Source organism: Rhodococcus sp. NPDC059234, from assembly GCF_042754225.1.
GTDB lineage: Bacteria > Actinomycetota > Actinomycetes > Mycobacteriales > Mycobacteriaceae > Rhodococcus_G.
In genome coordinates this window covers 1-16,853 of sequence record NZ_JBHZAH010000109.1, presented here as the reverse complement: position 1 = coordinate 16,853, position 16,853 = coordinate 1, and the positions used below count along the sequence as shown (strand labels likewise).

General features: G+C 69.5%; 12 protein-coding genes. 8 read left to right on the top strand and 4 right to left on the bottom strand.

The features are described from left to right. Positions 1-66: 66 nt before the first annotated feature. The 3 genes from ACFXGJ_RS19610 to ACFXGJ_RS19600 all read left to right on the top strand — a co-directional run bounded on the left by ACFXGJ_RS19610 (position 67) and on the right by ACFXGJ_RS19600 (position 2,826). Positions 67-1,224, top strand: a complete 1,158-nt coding sequence (locus ACFXGJ_RS19610) for an Ig-like domain-containing protein (protein ID WP_378623506.1) — start codon at positions 67-69, stop codon at positions 1,222-1,224. A 74-nt stretch (positions 1,225-1,298) separates the two neighbouring features. Beyond that, positions 1,299-2,183, top strand: coding sequence for an Ig-like domain-containing protein (locus tag ACFXGJ_RS19605; protein WP_378623503.1), 885 nt, complete (start codon positions 1,299-1,301; stop codon positions 2,181-2,183). A gap of 79 nt (positions 2,184-2,262) precedes the next feature. Beyond that, positions 2,263-2,826, top strand: a complete 564-nt coding sequence (locus ACFXGJ_RS19600; RefSeq protein WP_378623500.1) for an NADPH-dependent FMN reductase — start codon at positions 2,263-2,265, stop codon at positions 2,824-2,826. 7 nt (positions 2,827-2,833) lie between these two features. Here ACFXGJ_RS19600 and eccE read toward each other — a convergent pair whose 3' ends face one another. Then, positions 2,834-4,435, bottom strand: coding sequence for a type VII secretion protein EccE (eccE, locus tag ACFXGJ_RS19595; RefSeq protein ID WP_378623497.1), 1,602 nt, complete (start codon positions 4,433-4,435; stop codon positions 2,834-2,836). Between the two features lie 138 nt (positions 4,436-4,573). On the opposite strand from eccE, the gene eccB reads away from it, so the two are divergent. After that, positions 4,574-6,040, top strand: coding sequence for a type VII secretion protein EccB (eccB, locus tag ACFXGJ_RS19590; RefSeq protein ID WP_378623494.1), 1,467 nt, complete (start codon positions 4,574-4,576; stop codon positions 6,038-6,040). Here the strand turns inward: eccB and mycP are convergent. Both mycP and eccD read right to left on the bottom strand, forming a co-directional pair. Next, the gene (mycP, locus tag ACFXGJ_RS19585) at positions 6,007-7,386 is read right to left on the bottom strand and encodes a type VII secretion-associated serine protease mycosin (protein ID WP_378623491.1); all 1,380 of its coding nucleotides are present in this window, start codon (positions 7,384-7,386) and stop codon (positions 6,007-6,009) included. The genes eccB and mycP overlap by 34 nt on opposite strands. Further along, positions 7,383-8,852, bottom strand: a complete 1,470-nt coding sequence (gene eccD / locus ACFXGJ_RS19580; RefSeq protein WP_378623487.1) for a type VII secretion integral membrane protein EccD — start codon at positions 8,850-8,852, stop codon at positions 7,383-7,385. Before eccD ends, mycP begins: the two co-directional genes overlap by 4 nt. Positions 8,853-9,069: 217 nt before the next feature. Between eccD and eccCa the strand changes: the two genes are divergently transcribed. The 4 genes from eccCa to ACFXGJ_RS19560 all read left to right on the top strand — a co-directional run bounded on the left by eccCa (position 9,070) and on the right by ACFXGJ_RS19560 (position 15,216). Then, complete coding sequence (gene eccCa / locus ACFXGJ_RS19575; protein WP_378623483.1) at positions 9,070-13,053, top strand: type VII secretion protein EccCa; 3,984 nt, start codon at positions 9,070-9,072, stop codon at positions 13,051-13,053. After that, positions 13,035-14,408, top strand: coding sequence for a type VII secretion-associated protein (locus ACFXGJ_RS19570; protein WP_378623480.1), 1,374 nt, complete (start codon positions 13,035-13,037; stop codon positions 14,406-14,408). The genes eccCa and ACFXGJ_RS19570 overlap by 19 nt, the downstream gene beginning before the upstream one ends. A 142-nt stretch (positions 14,409-14,550) precedes the next feature. Beyond that, the gene (locus tag ACFXGJ_RS19565) at positions 14,551-14,862 is read left to right on the top strand and encodes a WXG100 family type VII secretion target (protein ID WP_378623478.1); all 312 of its coding nucleotides are present in this window, start codon (positions 14,551-14,553) and stop codon (positions 14,860-14,862) included. Positions 14,863-14,928: 66 nt separating this feature from the next. Continuing rightward, a complete protein-coding gene (locus ACFXGJ_RS19560; protein WP_378428566.1) occupies positions 14,929-15,216 on the top strand; it encodes a WXG100 family type VII secretion target in 288 nt (95 codons plus the stop codon). A gap of 76 nt (positions 15,217-15,292) precedes the next feature. Here the strand turns inward: ACFXGJ_RS19560 and ACFXGJ_RS19555 are convergent, their stop codons facing one another. After that, positions 15,293-16,438, bottom strand: a complete 1,146-nt coding sequence (locus ACFXGJ_RS19555) for an alkaline phosphatase family protein (protein ID WP_378623475.1) — start codon at positions 16,436-16,438, stop codon at positions 15,293-15,295. Positions 16,439-16,853 lie beyond the last annotated feature (415 nt).

Genomic DNA, 16,853 nt, shown 5'->3' with positions numbered 1-16,853 from the left:
GGCCTCGAACGAGGCCTGAGTGGACCGGTTTTCGTCTCGAACAACTTGAAGCAATGGAGGAACCTGATGTCTCGTCCGGTGATGCGCCGCGTGGTTGCGGCGGCGAGCGCTGCCGCTGTGGTGGCGCTCGGTCTCGGGATCGGCGGTGGTGTCGCGTCCGCGGCACAGACGTCGGCGACCGTGACCACGGCCCAGATCAAGGCAACGAAGACGCTGCTCGGCAGCGGGTCAGTCTTTCCCGGTGAGGTGGTGACCTACCGGACAGACTTCTCTGTCACGAACGCGATCGACGCGTACCTGAACAAGATCACCGACGTGCATCCGGCGGGCTTCACGTACGTGCCGGGTAGCGCGAAGGTGTCGGCTGCCTCGACGTCGTCGGTGACGCCGTCGGTCGACGACGCGAACAACAAGGTGTCGGTGTCGAATTCGGCGAGTGCATGGATGCTCTCGAAGAACGTCAGCCGCACAGTGTCGTTGGAGGTGTCGTACAAGGTTCCGGACAACGCGCCCGCGGGGACGTTGAACAGCGGCTTGACCTTCGACGTGAACACCTGGCAGTCCACGCAGGTGTTCAACCCGATCGGCGTCACCATCGATGTGAAGGCGCCGGCCTCGACGACCACGACGCTCACCGCGCCCGCGACCGCCGTGACCGGCAGCGCCGTCGACCTGACTGCGAACGTGTCCCCGGCCCAGGACGGTGGCACGGTTCAGTTCAAGGACGGTGACACGAACATCGGCGCCCCGGCGAACGTGGCGGCAGGCAAGGCGACGCTCTCGCACACCTTCGCCGCGACGGGTTCGCGGAACATCACTGCCGTGTACTCGGGTGTGCCGGGATTCACCGGCTCCACGTCGGCGCCGTCGACGGTCGTCGTGGCGGCTCCGGACGCGCCCACGTCGACCGTTCTGAGCGCGGTCAGTGACGCGCAGGCCGGCACCTCGGTGAGTCTCGTCGCCGCGGTTACCCCGGCCCCGAACGGCGGGACCGTGCAGTTCAAGGACGGCGACACCCCGATCGGCGGCCCGGCGACCGTGACTGGCGGCAAGGCGACGCTGTGGTTCACGTTCAACCTGGCGGGCGACCACCCGATCACCGCTGTCTACTCGGGCGCGCCGGGCTTCAAGGGTTCGACCTCTGCGCCCACCACGGTGAAGGTCAGTGACGGAAGCGGCACGGGCGGCGGCAACGGTTCGCTCTCGTCCCTCTTCGGTTCCTGACTCGGATCGCACCTGGATTCGAAATCCGGAGTGCGTACGGTTCTGCTCGTTGTGAAGACATTTGGAGGATGAATATGTCCAACACCGTGATTCGGCGCGTGGCCGCAGCCGTGAGCGCGACTGCGGTTGTCACGCTCGGCCTCGGCCTCGGCATCGGTGCCGGTCCTGCCTCGGCGGCACAGACGTCGGCGACCGTCACGACCGCCCAGATCAAGGCCACGAAGACCCTGCAGGGGAGCGGGTCCGTGTTCCCCGGGGACGTCGTGACCTACAAGACGCAGTTCTCCGTCACGAACGCGATCGACGCGTACCTGAACAAGATCACCGACGTGCATCCGGCGGGCTTCACGTACGTGCCGGGTAGCGCGAAGCTGACCGCCGCGTCGACCTCCTCGGTGACGCCTGCGGTCGACGACGCGAACAACAAGGTGTCGGTGTCGAATTCGTTGAGCGCGTGGATGCTCTCGAAGAACGTCAACCGCACGGTGACGTTCGAGGTCTCCTACAAGGTTCCCGACAACGCACCCGCGGGAACCTTCGACAGCGGCCTGACCTTCGACGTGAACACCTGGCAGTCCACGCAGGTGTTCAACCCGATCGGCGTCACGATCGACGTGCAGGCCCCGGACACCGCGACGACGACCGGACTCACGGTCCCCGGCCTTGCGACCGCGGGCACCGCAGTCGATCTCACCGCCACGGTGGCCCCGGTTCCGGCCGGCGGCACCGTGCAGTTCAAGGACGGCGGCACCCCGATCGGTGGTCCCGTCACCGTCGTGGACGGCAAGGCGACGCTCTCGCACGCCTTCGACGCCAATGGCAGCCACGCGATCTCGGCCGTGTACTCGGGTGCGGGACGGTTCCTCCCGTCGGTCTCGCCGACCCTGTCGGTCAACGTGTCCGGCGGCGACACCGGTGGTGGTAGCGGTTCGGCCGGATTGCCTTTCGGCTCCTCCTAGCCGACGCGAGCACGCGCGAGGCCCCCTTCCCATATGGGTAGGGGGCCTCGTTGCGTCGGCGCGCGTGGTTCGATGGGGTGTGACCACAGCACCGATTCGGTTAGAGGTGATCGTCGGCAGCGTTCGGGAGGGACGGTTCGGCCCCGTCGTTGCGGAATGGTTCACCAGGCGGGCGGGCGCCCACCCCGACTTCGACACCCGGGCCCTCGATCTGGCCGATGCGGGATTGCCGTCGGACCTGTCCAGGACCCCCGAGTCCGATCGCTTCCGCGATCGGATCGCCGCGGCGGAGGCGTTCGTCATGGTGACACCCGAGTACAACCACGGCTACCCCGGCGCGCTCAAGGACGCCATCGACTCCGCCAAGGAGCAGTGGCGTGCCAAACCGGTCGGCTTCGTGTCCTACGGCGGACTGTCCGGCGGACTCCGGGCCACCGAACAGCTGCGTCAGGTCGTCGCCGAGGTGCACATGGTCTCCGTCCGGCAGACCGTGAGTTTTCACCAGGCACGCAAGAGATTCGGTCCGGACGGCGAAACGGACGACGGCGCCGCGATCGACGGTTCGGCGCGACTGCTGGCCCAGTTGGCCTGGTGGGCGCAAGCTCTGCGGTCGGCTCGCTCGGTCGAGCCGTATCCGGGCTGACGCCGGGTCAGGGCATGCCGACGACGACGTCGGTGGTCGACGGACGCCCGATGAATGCCGTCTCCTGAGCGATCGTGACCAGGATCAGGTCGAGCTGACGTCCGTTCGAGTGCACGGTGATCCGGTCGCCGCGGGCCCCGGGTTGGACGATCGTGAGTGCCGTCTCGGTGCCGATCGGCCGCGGCGGGACTTCACGGACTCGGATCGAGGTGACTGATCCGAGCAACGGCCGGCTCTCCGTGCCGTCGAAGACCACTGCGGTGAATGCCGGGTTGATCTGGGTGTGGTCGCGCGCGAGCGCCAACCGGTCCGGAGTGGCGACCGACTCGACCAGGGCCTCCCAGTCCTGCGGCCGGATGGAATCGATGAGTACCCGGGCGCCGGTGGCGACGGCGCGGAACACCAACTGCTGGGCGAGGTACAACTCGCCGAACACGTCGACGGAGGGGACGTGGGATCCGACGACGGCTGCGGTGACGCCGCGACCGGCGTCGTCGGAGCCGAGGAGTTGTCCGCAGCCCGAGGGCGGCAGGTTCAGCGCGTCGAGGCGGGCGGGATCGACATCGGCGAACGGGGTGAGTGAATCGTGGTCGGCGGGCGCGCCGGGCAGGTTCGATGCCAACGCCTCCGCGTGCCTGCCGGACATCGAGACCAACCCGGGTAGGTCCGGGGGCTCGGGCACCGTGCGGGTGGTCTCCCGATACGCCGCCGCGACCCGCACCTTGTCGGGCCGCCCGCCCGGGCGCAGCCGCACGGTCACCGTGGTCCCGAGGCTGGGACGAGCCCACAATGCCGCCAGCAGCTCCGAGCTCATGGCCCGCGGATCGATCGCGAACCCGGTGTTGCAGCCGCCCGCCACGGGCACGTGGCCCCACGCGCGATCGAGGGTGTCGGGTCGGCTGCTGCGGACGATCCGTGCTGCGGCGGTGCCGATCTGGGCCGAGGTGAGTGGGTGGGACGGGAGGCCGTGGTCGGCGAGGACCCGCACGATTCGCTGCGCCGCGATTGACACCGCCCGGGCCGCCCCCTCGCGGTCGCCGCCACGGCGGGCCACCGACTCTGCCTGTGCGGTCGCATCGAAACGAAGTGCCAGCCAGACGGTTCGGACTGCGGCCGCCGGTAGCGGCCCGACCAGACGGTCGTAGACGTCTGCGGCGGGGCTGCCCGTGACCGCGCGGCAACCGTGGCTGACGATGTCGAGGCCGGCCAGGTGGATGTCGTGCTGGACCAGCGATTCCGCGAGCGCACCGACCGGAAGCAGGTGTACGGACTCGACGGTGTCGCGGCCGATCCGCGTCAGGTTCCCCGGGGCGGGCAGCACCTCGATCACCGCGGTCACCGAGCCGCCGTCCCAGTCCAGCCCGACGACCGCGCCGGACGGTACCCGGAAGTCGACGGTCTCCCCGCGCGGGGCGGCCCGCCGGATCGGGTAACGGAGCAGGGTCCACGCCCAGTCGAGTAGGCATTGGCCGCCGACCGGAACGATTCCGATCGCGGCCACGGCCAGACCGATCGTCAGCGCGACCCACCACCGAACGCCGGCCACGGTCACGATCGAGGCCGCGGTCAGACCCACCAATTGAGCCGCAACCACGACGTGAACAGGCACGATCGGCCACAGTTGCCGCCGCCCCCACGGTATCGACACAGCTGTCCCCTCGCCCCCGGTCCGGGCATACCCCCATGCCACGGCTCAGGGCGACTGTACTGTGTGGCCCCGTAGTGCGCGCCACATGGGGGAGGAATCATGGCAGCACAGCCGACCACTCGTTGGCAGGTCAGCGGGTATCGCTTCCTGGTTCGACGGATGGAACACGCTTTGGTACGGCGGGACGTGCGGATGCTGCACGACCCGATGCGCACCCAGTCGAGGGCGCTAGCGGTGGGGGCGGTGGTCGCGGTTGTCGGGCTCGCCGGCTGCGCAGCACTGGCGTTGATCCGCCCGCAGGACAAGATCGGCGATGCAAAGGTCGTCGTGGGCAAGGATTCCGGGGCGATGTTCGTCATGGTCGACGAGTCGTTGCACCCGGTACTGAACCTGGCCTCGGCACGACTGATCGCGGGCAGTGCCGCCGTCCCGACGATCGTCAGGGAATCCGAGCTCGACACCCGTCCGCGCGGAGCGCTGATGGGCATCCCGGGCGCACCCTCCGCCCTTCCACACGGAGATCCCGCGGCGTGGACGGTGTGCGACGCCGTCGCGTCAAGCGGCAATCGCGCGCTCACGACAACGGTTCTCGCAGGAGGCCCGGTGCTCGCCGACCATGTGTCGGCGCTGGGGTCCGAGCAGGCGCTGCTCGTTCGGAATGCGGACATCACCTACCTTGTCCACGAGGGGAAGCGGAGCCGGATCGACCCGAACGATCATGCGGTGTCCTTGGCCTTGGGGCTCGACGGTGTCGAGCCGAGGCCGATCAGCGCGGGACTGCTCAACGCGATTCCCGAGGCGCCCGCGATCGTGCCCCCGGTCGTCGCGGACGCCGGTGGGGTTCCGTCGTATCCGATGCAGGACAAGACCATCGGTTCGGTCGTGCAGGTTCAGGACGCGCAGGAGATCGAGTACTACGCGGTGCTCCGCGAGGGTCTGCAACGGGTGAGTGAGGCCACCGCGAAACTCATCCGCTACTCGGATTCGCAGGGGAGTGCGGGCATGACCAGCGTCACGCCGGACGCGGTGTCGCGGGTGCCGAGATCGAACGCGCTGGCGGTGGCGAGCTATCCCGCCGCCGCACCGACGATCGTCGACGATCGGTCCAGCCCGGTGAGTTGTCTGTCGTGGCAACCGGTTCCGGGGTCGGATGGTTCGGCGGGCGGCGTCCGCGCCACGGTGTCGGTGATCTCGGGCAATGCCCTTCCCGTGCCCGACGGTGCGCGGGTCGTGGCCCTGGCGCAGGCGGACGGGTTGGGGGACAACGCGGACGCCGCGTACCTGCGGCCGGGGACGAGCGGACTGGTCCACTCCGCCGGAATCGCTCCGACCAGCGAGCGTCGAGGGTCGTTGTTCTTCGTCGCGGACACCGGCGTGCGGTACGGAGTCGAGAACGTCGAGACGGCAAAGCTTCTCGGATTCGAGGATGTGAGCGCCGCCGCGCCGTGGCCGGTCCTGTCGCTGCTGGCGCCGGGGCCTGAACTGACGCGCGGGGCGGCCTTCCTCGCGCACGACGGGATTGCCCCGGACGATCACCCGCGGGTCGTGTCCGCGCCATCTCGCTGAAGCCGGCGCCGCAGCGGGAACGAGGCGAGCACACCGAGACCCAGCGCGGCGGCGACCCCGCCGACGCCCGCGAGCGCCACGTCGCGGGCCCGATGGTCCGCCGTCGGGGCGGCGGCGGGAACTGCCATGTCCACCGACAGCGGTCCCGGCTCGCCGCGGCCGGGCTCGGCCGTCACCGCGGCCAGCGGATCGACGACGCCGTGGCCCACGTAGGGATCCCATCCGGCGGCCGGGGCATGTGCGGTGTTCTCGATCCGGTCCATCACCTGCCGTGCGGTCAGTTCGGGGTGCCGAGCCCGGATCAGCGCCGCGGTACCCGCTACGTAGGGGGCGGCGAAACTGGTGCCCTGCACGGCGCCGCCGTTCGTCGAGTTCGTCACTCCGGACGGCTGCAGTCTGCGCGGATCCAGCGAGGTGATGTCCGTGCCGGGCCCGGCGACGTCCACCCACGGTCCGGGCAGTGTGAACTCCGACGGTGAGCCGTCGGGGTCGACGGAGCCCACGGCGAGCACCTGATCGTCGTACCAGGCCGGCGTCGCGACAGTCGTGACCGATTCCCACGGATCGGCTTGGGGTGTGGCGGGATTCGTCGGCGGATTCGATCCGCGACACGACTCGTTGTCGAGGTTCCCGGCGGCCGCGACGATCACGACGTCCTTGACTCGCGCCGCGTAGTCGATTGCCGCGCCGAGCGCCGAGTTGTCGGGCGCACCCGCCGGGATGCACGCGACCTCGGAGATGTTGACGACCGTTGCGCCCAGGTCCGCGGCTCGACGGATCGCGCTCGCGAGGGTGGCGACGTTGCCGACCCCGCGTGCGTTCCGGCCCTCCGGATCGCGGCGTCCGCCGACCTCACGGTAGATGTTGCTGGACTGTCGGATGCTCAGGATCCGGGCCTCCGGCGCGACGCCCGCGAATCCGGTTTCCGGGCTTCGCGATGCCGCGATGATGCCGGCGACCAGGGTGCCGTGGCCGTCGCAGTCGGACGTGCCGTCGCCGGTGGAGACGTAGTCCCCGTCCGGCATCAGTCCGGGAAGCCGGCTGTGTCGTTCGACGCCGGTGTCGATCACCGCGACGCTCTGCCCGCGGCCGGTGCTCAGCGGCCAGACCGCCTCCAGGTCGAGGGCCCGCTGCGGCGCGGGGATCTGTGCGGGGTCGGGTGCCGGGGACGTCCCGGTGCAGGGGTCGCGCAGTTCCGTCGCCGGAGGCGTCGGCGGCGAATCGGGTGGCAGTCGACCGGGGTCGACGGTCGGGGGTGCGACGGCGACGGCGACGGCCGGGTTCACTCCGACGGCGAGGACGATGCCGGCGAACGCGACCCGGAGGCGGGCGGTGCGGCGAGTCACAGGCCGCGCATCGCCGCGAACAGGCCGGACACCCAGCAGACCAGCGGGATCACCGCCGCTATTGCCGTGTAGTCGAGTAGTTCGACGCCGCGGCGCAGGACTGGCGAGAAGGTGTGGTTCGGTGCCAGCACGCCGAGGGCCAGCGCGGCGCAGACGCCGAGTGTCGCGAGCGCGAAGATCACGAGCGACTGGTCGGGGCTGGTGAGTGCGGCACCCACGAGGAGCGAGACGAGGAGCGCGGTACCCGACGAGATCAGCGAGAGGGCCTGGGCCGCACTGGCATATGTGCGTCCGCGCAGCATCAACACGGTCGCGCACGCCACCGCCAGAACCATTCCCGGCCAGTAGATCCCACCGGGGGTGAACGCAGCGGCCGCCAGCAGCGCCCCGCAGGCCGCAGTGACGGCGGTCGCCCCGACCAGGCCCGTGAGGTATTGGCGGGCCTGCACGGCCTTGGCTTCGAGTCCGACGAAGGACGGCAGCGGTCCGGATGCCGCGTCGTCGAGTTCCTCGACGTCCAGGGGCGATCCCGGTGCGGGGACCGGGGGCAGCGGCAGCTTGGCGAGCAGCATCGCCAGCCGGGGCGCGGCGGCGAGGCAGGCGAGTGCGGCCGCCACGAGCCCGGCGCCGATCGACCGGACCGGTAGCTCGGTGAGGGCTTCGACCGCGGCGGCTGCGGCGACCAGCAGGGATCCCGTCGCGGCGGCGGTGCAGATCGCGAGCCCGACCCCGCTGGCGCGCATCGCCAGGATCGCGGCAGCGGCACAGGTGACGGATCCGAGCAGCAGGTTCGCCGCGTCGAGGCGGCCCGGAACGATCAGTGCACCCGCGGTCGCGGCGACCGGCAGCGCGTATCCGCACAGTGCTGCGGCGGCCGGCCGGTCGCCGTAGACCCGGCTGACCACGGCGCCTGCGGTGATCAGCAGTGCCGCGACCACGAGAGCGGCGAACGCTCCGAGGACGGAGTCGGACTCGGCGCGAGCCCGCAAGAGCGCCAGCGATCCGGCGAGGATGACGGCCGCCGCTGCGGCGACGCCCGTCGCGCGCGCGGTCGCCGGGGTCCAGCGCCGGAAGTGCTGCGCGCCGATGGCGGCGACGTTGTGCATGAGGTCGTCGAACAGCGGTGCGGGCGCACGGGTGGTTGCGGAATGCAGGACGAGCAGGTCGCCGTCGAGGATCCCGTGTTCGTCGAGGCTGAGAGTGGACGACAGCGGCGCCTGGCCGACCCGGGACAGCACCCATTCGGTTGCCTCGGTTGCCGGTCGAGGGCTCTCGAGATCGTCTGGCACACCGCGCATCTCGACCATGTCGACGATGCCGGGAAGAATCAGCGCCACCGGCACCGCGAACGGCAGTGCCAAGTCGACCTGGGCCTGGTCGGCGAGAATCGTCAGTCGGCACAGATCCGTGCGTGCGCCGCGGTGGCTGTCGGTGTCGCCCGCGACCGTGCCGAAGTTCCCCGTCACCGTTTGTTCCCCCCACCCGATGCGTGCAGGTCCCCACCTGCGCGGTTCCGTGTCGGAACACGCGCACTCTACACACGATCGAGTCCGGTTGTGGTGTCACGGACGTCTCCGATGGGATACCCTTCGGCGCTCGACGTTGCGATCCTGGGGAGGGTTCGTCGCGGGCGCAGTGCGGTCAGGGACGCAGTGCAGGGGAAGGACCGGGGGGTGAACGCGCGTGAGCACCGTGCGATTCGTACGCAGACCGCGCCGTGAGGTGCCACGAACGCCGGGTGGCGAGATCGCTCTGCAGCCGCCACCGGAGATCCCGAAGATCGTTCCGGGCAACCTGCTGACCAAGATGCTGCCGCTCGTGATGGTGGTCGCGATGCTCGGCATGGTCGCTCTGATGTTCACCTCGGGAATGGCCGCGAATCCGATGTCGCTGCTGTTCCCGGTGATGATGGTCGTCTCGATGTTGGGCATGTTCGCGGGCGGAAGCAGGGGCGCAGGCGCACGCGCGGCGGAGGCCAACGAGGACCGCAAGGACTACCTGCGCTACCTCGACCAACTGCGTCGCGACGTCTACGACACCGGCGATCAGCAGCGCGCGGCGCTCGAGTGGAGCCATCCGGATCCCGGCCGACTGTGGACCCTGGCCGGTTCCACCCGAATGTGGGAGCGGCGACCGAGCGACCCCGACTACTGCCACGTGCGAGTGGGCGTCGGCAGCCAGCGGTTGGCCACCCGGTTGATCGCCCCTGAGACCGGTCCGGTCGAGGACCTCGAGCCCGTTGCCGCGGTGTCCCTGCGGCGGTTCGTGCGCACCCATTCCGTGGTGCACGAGCTCCCGACGGCCGTCTCCCTGCGCGGGTTCGCCGCCGTCGGTATGGAGGGCGATCGGGCGTCCGCTCGGGACCTGGTGCGCTCGATGGTGGTGCAACTGTGTACCTTTCACGGCCCGGACCAGGTCCAGGTGGCCGTGGTCTGCGGCCCGGACACCGCGGCGGAGTGGGAGTGGACCAAGTGGCTCCCGCACGCGCAGCACGTGGAGTCCGCGGACGGGGCGGGAACCCGCCGAATGGTCTTCGGCTCGTCGATGGAGCTGGAGAACACGCTGGGCCCACACCTGACGATGCGCGGGCGGTACTCACGGACCGCGCCGCCAGTCGCGGGTGTCCCGCAGCTGATTGTCGTGGTGGACGGCGGATTCACCGACGGCGGCAGCCTGCTCGACGAGGGGCTCGACTCGGTGACGATCCTCGACCTGAGCGGCTATCGGCCGTCGTTGTCGGCCAGGCGCGGCATCCAGTTGGTGCTGGCCGAGGGGTCCCTCGGTGCCCGCACCGGGTCGGGTATCGAGACGTTCGCCGCGGCCGACGGACTCAGCACCCACCAGGCGCAGACCGCCGCCCGCAGGCTCGCGCCGTACCGCGCGAGTTCCCAGCTCGCCACCGACACGGGGGAGGTGGACGGGCGGCCGGTCGCGAACTGGCAGCAGCTACTCGGCATTCCCGATGTCGCCGCCCTCGAGACGGATCTGGCGTGGGCGCCGCGGACGGCCCGCGAACGCCTCCGGGTGCCGATCGGCGTTGGCGCCGACGGGGCTCCGGTCGAGATCGACCTCAAGGAGGCCGCCGAGAACGGCATGGGTCCACACGGGTTGTGCATCGGCGCGACGGGCTCCGGAAAGTCGGAGTTCCTTCGGACGCTGGTGCTCGGCCTGCTCGCGACCCACTCGCCCGACGTGCTGAACCTGGTGCTCGTCGACTTCAAGGGTGGTGCCACCTTCCTCGGGCTGGAGCAGGCGCCGCACGTGGCAGCCGTGATCACCAACCTGGCCGAGGAACTGGCCATGGTCGACCGCATGCGGGACGCACTGGCCGGCGAGATGAACCGGCGTCAGGAACTGCTGCGCGCGGCGGGCAACTTCGCGAACGTCACCGACTACGAGAAGGCACGGGCCGCGGGTGCCGACCTCGCGCCGCTGCCAGCGCTCTTCGTCGTCGTCGACGAGTTCTCCGAACTGCTGAGCCAGCAACCCGAATTCGCCGACCTGTTCGTCGCGATCGGCAGGCTCGGCCGATCGCTGCACATGCACCTGCTGCTCGCGAGTCAGCGACTCGAAGAGGGCAAGCTGCGTGGGCTCGACAGTCACCTGTCGTACCGGATCGGGTTGAAGACGTTCTCCGCCAACGAGTCCCGAACAGTGCTCGGTGTGCCCGACGCGTACCACCTGCCCGCTGCTCCGGGGTCGGGCTACCTCAAGTGCGACTCCGCCGAGATCGTGAGGTTCTCGGCGGCCTACGTGTCCGGGTCGTGCCCGCGGGGCCGAACCACCCAGTCGGTCGCAAGCGTCGCGACCCGGCCGGACCTGTTGCCCCGACCGTTCACCGCTGCGCCGGTCGCCGAGGAGTTCGCGGACGTGACCAGTGTCGCCGCAGGTGCCGAGTCGGTGCCGGAGGAGGCAGACTCGGGCCGCACCGTCCTCGAGACGGTCGTCGACCGAATCCGCGGGCGGGGATCCGCAGCGCACGCGGTGTGGTTGCCGCCACTCGAGGAGCCGCCCACGCTGGACCAGCTGCTGCCGCGCTCGGTCCTGAACACTCCTGCCCCGGAGATCGGCACCCTGCGGACCCCGATCGGCGTGGTGGACCGTCCCTACGATCAGCGGCGCGACCTCCTGACCATCGATCTGTCCGGGTCCGCCGGCAACGTCGCGATTGTCGGCGGCCCGCAATCCGGCAAGTCGACCGCCCTGCGTGCCCTGGTCGTGTCGATGGCCCTCACCCACACGCCGCAGCAGGTGCAGTTCTACTGTCTCGACTTCGGCGGCGGCACCCTGGCCGGGTTGTCGGGCCTGCCGCATGTCGGGTCCGTCGCGAACCGACTGGACGTCGACCGGGTTCGCCGCACCGTCGCCGAGGTGAACGCCGTCGTCCGGCAACGCGAACACCGGTTCCGAGAGCTGGGCATCGACTCGATGGCCGAGTTCAGGCGAGTGCGCTCCTCCGGCGGGGCCGATGCAACCGCGGACGACCCGTTCGGCGACGTGTTCCTGATCGTCGACGGTTGGCCGAGCATTCGCCAGGACTTCGAGCCGCTAGAAGCGCAGATCGGTGCCCTGGCAGGCCAGGGTTTGTCGTTCGGTGTGCACGTCGTGGTGACCGCGTCGCGGTGGGGCGAGATCCGTCCCGCGCTCAAGGACCAGTTGGGAACTCGGGTCGAACTGCGGCTGGGCGATCCTTCGGACTCGGACGTCGCCAGGATCAAGGCGTCGCGAGTGCCGGAGGGTCGTCCCGGGCGAGGCATGACCCGCGAAGGATTGCACCTCTTGACGGCGTTGCCCCGTGTCGACGGTCGCTCGGGCACTGTCGATCTCACGGTGGGTGTCGCCGACGCCGTCGCGAAGATCGCGGCGTCGACCGTCGGTGACGCCGCGCCGCCGGTGCGGATGCTGCCGGACCGGTGCGCCCGGGGCGAGATACTCGCCGCCGGCGACTGGCCACCCGCGACCGGCGAGACGCCGACTCTGCGGATCCCGGTCGGCATCGACGAGGCCGACCTGGCACCGGTGTTTCTCGACTTCGCCGAGCAGTCGCACCTACTGGTGTTCGCGGACAGCGGCGCTGGCAAGACCACCCTGTTGCGCGGTATCTGCGCCGGCATCGTGGAGTCGAACAGCCCCCAGCAGGCGAAGATCATCCTCGCGGACTATCGCCGCACCATGCTCGGTGTCGTCCCGGAGGATCATCTCGCGGGCTACGCACCGTCCGCGGCGACGCTGACCACGATGATGAACGATCTGGCCGCCGTACTTGCCGGCCGAATGCCGGATTCCGATGTCACGCAACAGCAGTTGAGGGAACGGGACTGGTGGACCGGACCCGAGATCTACGTGGTGGTCGACGACTACGACCTCGTCGCCACGGCGGGTGGGAATCCGCTGACGCCGATCATCGACTATCTCGCGCAAGCTCGCGACGTCGGACTGCACGTGATTGTCGCCCGCCGGTCCGGTGGGGCGGCGCGGGCCCTCTACGAGCCGATCATCGCGCGGCTCCGGGACCTGGTGTCGGCGGGTCTCGTGATGAGCGGCAGCCGAGACGAAGGCAACCTGATCGGTCCGGTCCGTCCGGCCGAGATGCCCCCGGGCCGCGGAAACCTGGTCACACGATCGGGCACCGCGTTGATACAGGTCGCGTGGCTACCGCCGCTGTGACCGACGCCCGGGTGCTGGCGCTCCATCTCGCGGAGACCACCGTGTGGGCTCGGTGCGGTGACCGGCAATGGCAGTGCGGTGCGGCCGCTTTCGTCATCGACGGCCGACTGGCATTCGGTCGCTGGCCGGCTGCGACGCCAGCGGCGAATGTGGAGGCGGCGCCGATCCGGTTCGTCGACGACGAGTTCCTGGTTCTTGGTGCGGGCGTGTTCCCGATGGCGGATGTGCTCGCCGGTCTGCTCGCGCACGTGGCCGGCCGCTGTCCGGTACCGGGACCGATTGACGTGCTCGTGCTCACCTGCCCGGCCCACTGGGGCGAGGACAGGCGCCGCACCCTCGCCGAGGCGGGACGCGCGGTCGCCGGAGATGTCCGTCTGTTGCCCGTGCCGGAGGCGTTGTATCGGGGACTCGCGGTGCGTCCGGCCGGTGACGGCCTGGTGCTCGACGTCGGGTTGCTCGAATCCGTCGCGGCCCGTCCCGGCGGGAGGGACTGCATTCGGTTCGCCGAGTGCGGTGGTGCCGACCTCGTCGAGAGTTTCAGTGCAGCAGACGATCTCGCCGAGAGTCTGCGGCGGCAGTGGGTCGGAGTGCCGTCGTGGACGCTGATCACGGGCGAGCTGCCGGCAGGCTCCGCTCGGGCTCTGGTCGAGGCGCTGGGGCGGGGAAGGGATCGGTCGCAATCGGTGTCGGTCGTCGTGGGGTCGGTTGTGGCGGCGGGTGCATACGAGTGGGGGTGCGAGCTGGGGGAGTCGCCGACGCTCACGGGCGACGTCGCCTCCCGGGTGGTCGGGTCGACACGCCGGATCCGGCAGTCCGTGCCGGCGGCCGCTCTTGCACTCGTGGTGGCGGTGACGTTGGGCGTTCTCGCATGGAAGGCGAATTCCATTGACCCCGGGTCTGTTTCGGCCCCGATGGCGGGATCCGCGCCCTCCGAGTCTCAGCGAGTGGGCGTTGGGAGGGCGGCAGTCGCGGTGCCGTCGGGCTGGCATGTGCGCGACGGAGGGCGGCTCGACCGCGCCGAGATGGTGCCGGACGACGGAACCCCCGCTCGAATCCTCTTGGTGCGGACGGAACTCGTGCCAGGCGCGGACCTGGATGCGGTGGAGTCGACGCTGCGAAGTCGGGTAGCGGAGCATCCGGACCGGATCCGCTCGATCGAGCGGATGGACGTCGATGCGCGGCAGGGGTTGTCGTATGTCGAGTCGCCGGACCTCGACTCTCAGGTGCGCTGGAGGGTATTCGTCGGGGACCAGCTGCAGGTCAGCATCGGATGTCAGACGATCCCGCAGCGCTGGGCGGACCTCGAGGACCACTGTGACCAGGTGACGAGGTCGCTCGTCGTCGCTCGCCGATGACTGCCGAGGCGGGGCGAGCAAACTCGTCGGGATACGGCGGAACCGAAACGCCTCGAGCTCACGTCCAACTATCTGTAGGCGCGGTCCGACGACGTCCACCAGGGCGTGCACTCCCGGACCCGAACTGAGTAAGGAGTGGGTCATGGGGGATTTCAAGACAACCTCGGAAGAGATGGAGATCGCTTCTCGGCGGGTGAAGGACGCGAACGAGCAGATCCAGGGGCACATCGCCGCGATTCGAGCACAGGTCGACCAGCTGCAGGGACTGTGGCGCGGCACCGCCAAGGGTTCGTTCGACGCTCTGATGGCCCGGTGGGACGCCAGTGGCAAACGGCTCAACGACGCACTCATGGGGATCAGCGAGAACATCCAGACCAACGGCGTGAAGTTCTCGGAGGCGCAGGACGCGCACACAGCTGCGCTCAACAACGCCGGCGGCAGCCTCAACCTCTGACCGCGGCCCCGGCTCAGCTGTCGGGGGGCGTCGAACGTCAATTCACAGACCTAACAGGGGGACAACATGGGCGAGATTCTCTACAACTTCGGCGCCATCGAGGCCGCCGCGGCAGGCATCAAGTCCACGAGCGCGGTGCTCGACACGACGCTCGCGGATCTGAAGAAGTACGTCGCGAGCCTCGCCGTGGTGTGGGGCGGCAGCGGTGCCGAGTCGTACCAGCAGTACCAGGCGCAGTGGGACTCCGCTGCCGCGGAACTCCACCAGGTCCTCGAGGCCATCGGCCGCGCGGTCGGGACCGGCAACGACGACATGAACGCGACGGATCGAGCGGCGGCCAGCAGCTGGAGCTGAGATCGACCGCGTTCATGCACGAGGAAGTCCCCGGTGGAGGAGAGCCATCGGGGACTTTCTCTGTCCGCGGAAGCGCTCAGCCCCGATAGACGAGGAGCGGCACGTTCAACTCTGCCGAGGTGAGCGAACCGTGGTGGCCGACCATCATCGACTGGCGGGGTTCGGCGCCGCGCCTGACCAGGGCCCCCGTCCCGAGTGGTACGGCGATCACGTCGCCGATTCGCACCTCGGCGGCCGTCGTGACGATCGGACCGAACCAGCCCGCGTCGATCGCCTCGGCACGCGAGAGCACGGCATAGTCGGGTCCGAGCCGCTCCCGCCATCGGGCCTGCACCGCCGCGGCAGCACCCGGCTCGGTGTAGACGTGCCGTGCCCGCGGTTCGCCGCCGATCATCCGGACACCGAGGCTCAGCCCGGGTTCGGCGTCCAGGTCGACGGGGGAGTGCACGTCGACCATGCCGTGGTCGGCAGTCACGATCAGGGCACTGTCACGAGGCAGACGGTCGGCGAGTTGGCGGGCGAGCAGGTCGACCTGTGTGAGTTCGAGCGCCCAGGCGGTGGACTCCACCCCTCGGGCGTGGCCGGTGAGGTCGAGTTCGCCGTGGTAGGCGTAGACCAGCGAGCGGTCGCCCTCGGCGAGAGCGGACGTTGCCCCGTCGACCAGATCGCCCATCGAGAAGCTCGGTCGGAACGTCCCCCCGCGCAGCACAGCCCGGGTCAATCCGGATTCGTACTGGTAGGGCGGGCATACCCGGGTGACGGCGACGCCGTCGGCGACCGCACGCTCGAAAGCCGTCGGATTCGGCTGGAACTGCTCGGGGACCAGTTCCTGCAGCAGATCGACCCGGGGACCGGGACCATGCAGCCGCCACTTCAGCGGATTCATCGGACGGTCCTGGCCTGGCACCGCGATGAGGTAGCCGGTCAGTGCGTGCTCACCCGACGGGCGACCGGTGCCGAGGGAAGCGAGGCTGGTGGAGGTGGTGGTCGGGAACCCTGCGGTCAGGGTGCGGTGGCCCAGGCCCGACAGGAAGGGCGCGGACTCCGCCCTGGCGGCGAGCTGCTCGGCGCCGAGGCCGTCGACGAGCAGGACGCACACGCGGGTGATGCCGGCGAGGTCGAGCCCGATCGGATCGGATTCACCGGGCACGCCGAGATGAGCGAGTACCGAGGGAACGAGGTCCGACAGCGACGACTGGCCGTAGCGGGGCAGAAGGAGCATGAACCCAGGCTATCGGCGGCCCGAGCCGGGTCGATGGCTTTCTCGGCATGCCGGTTCAGTATCGGAAGGGCCTGTGACCAGGCGATTTGACGTGGTGTGGGTCGTCGCGTAACTTTTGTCGAGTCAGAGCGACACGGACACCGACTCCGCCCCCGGGCGAGAGACACGAGGTTGTACGAAGGCGCCTGGCCAATCCCGAAGTTTCGACAGTAATACTGTCGTGTGCTTCGAACTGCTTTTCCGGTTGCGAGTTACCCGGTTTTGACCGGGTGGATGTGATCGGATAGGCTGGAACAGTTGCCCCGGAGCGGCCGAGTTCATCTCGGTGGTGATGGTGTGTGCGTGTTCTTTGAGAACTCAACAGTGTGCCGATGAATGTCAGTGCCAAATGTTTTTGGTACTCCACTCCACTTTT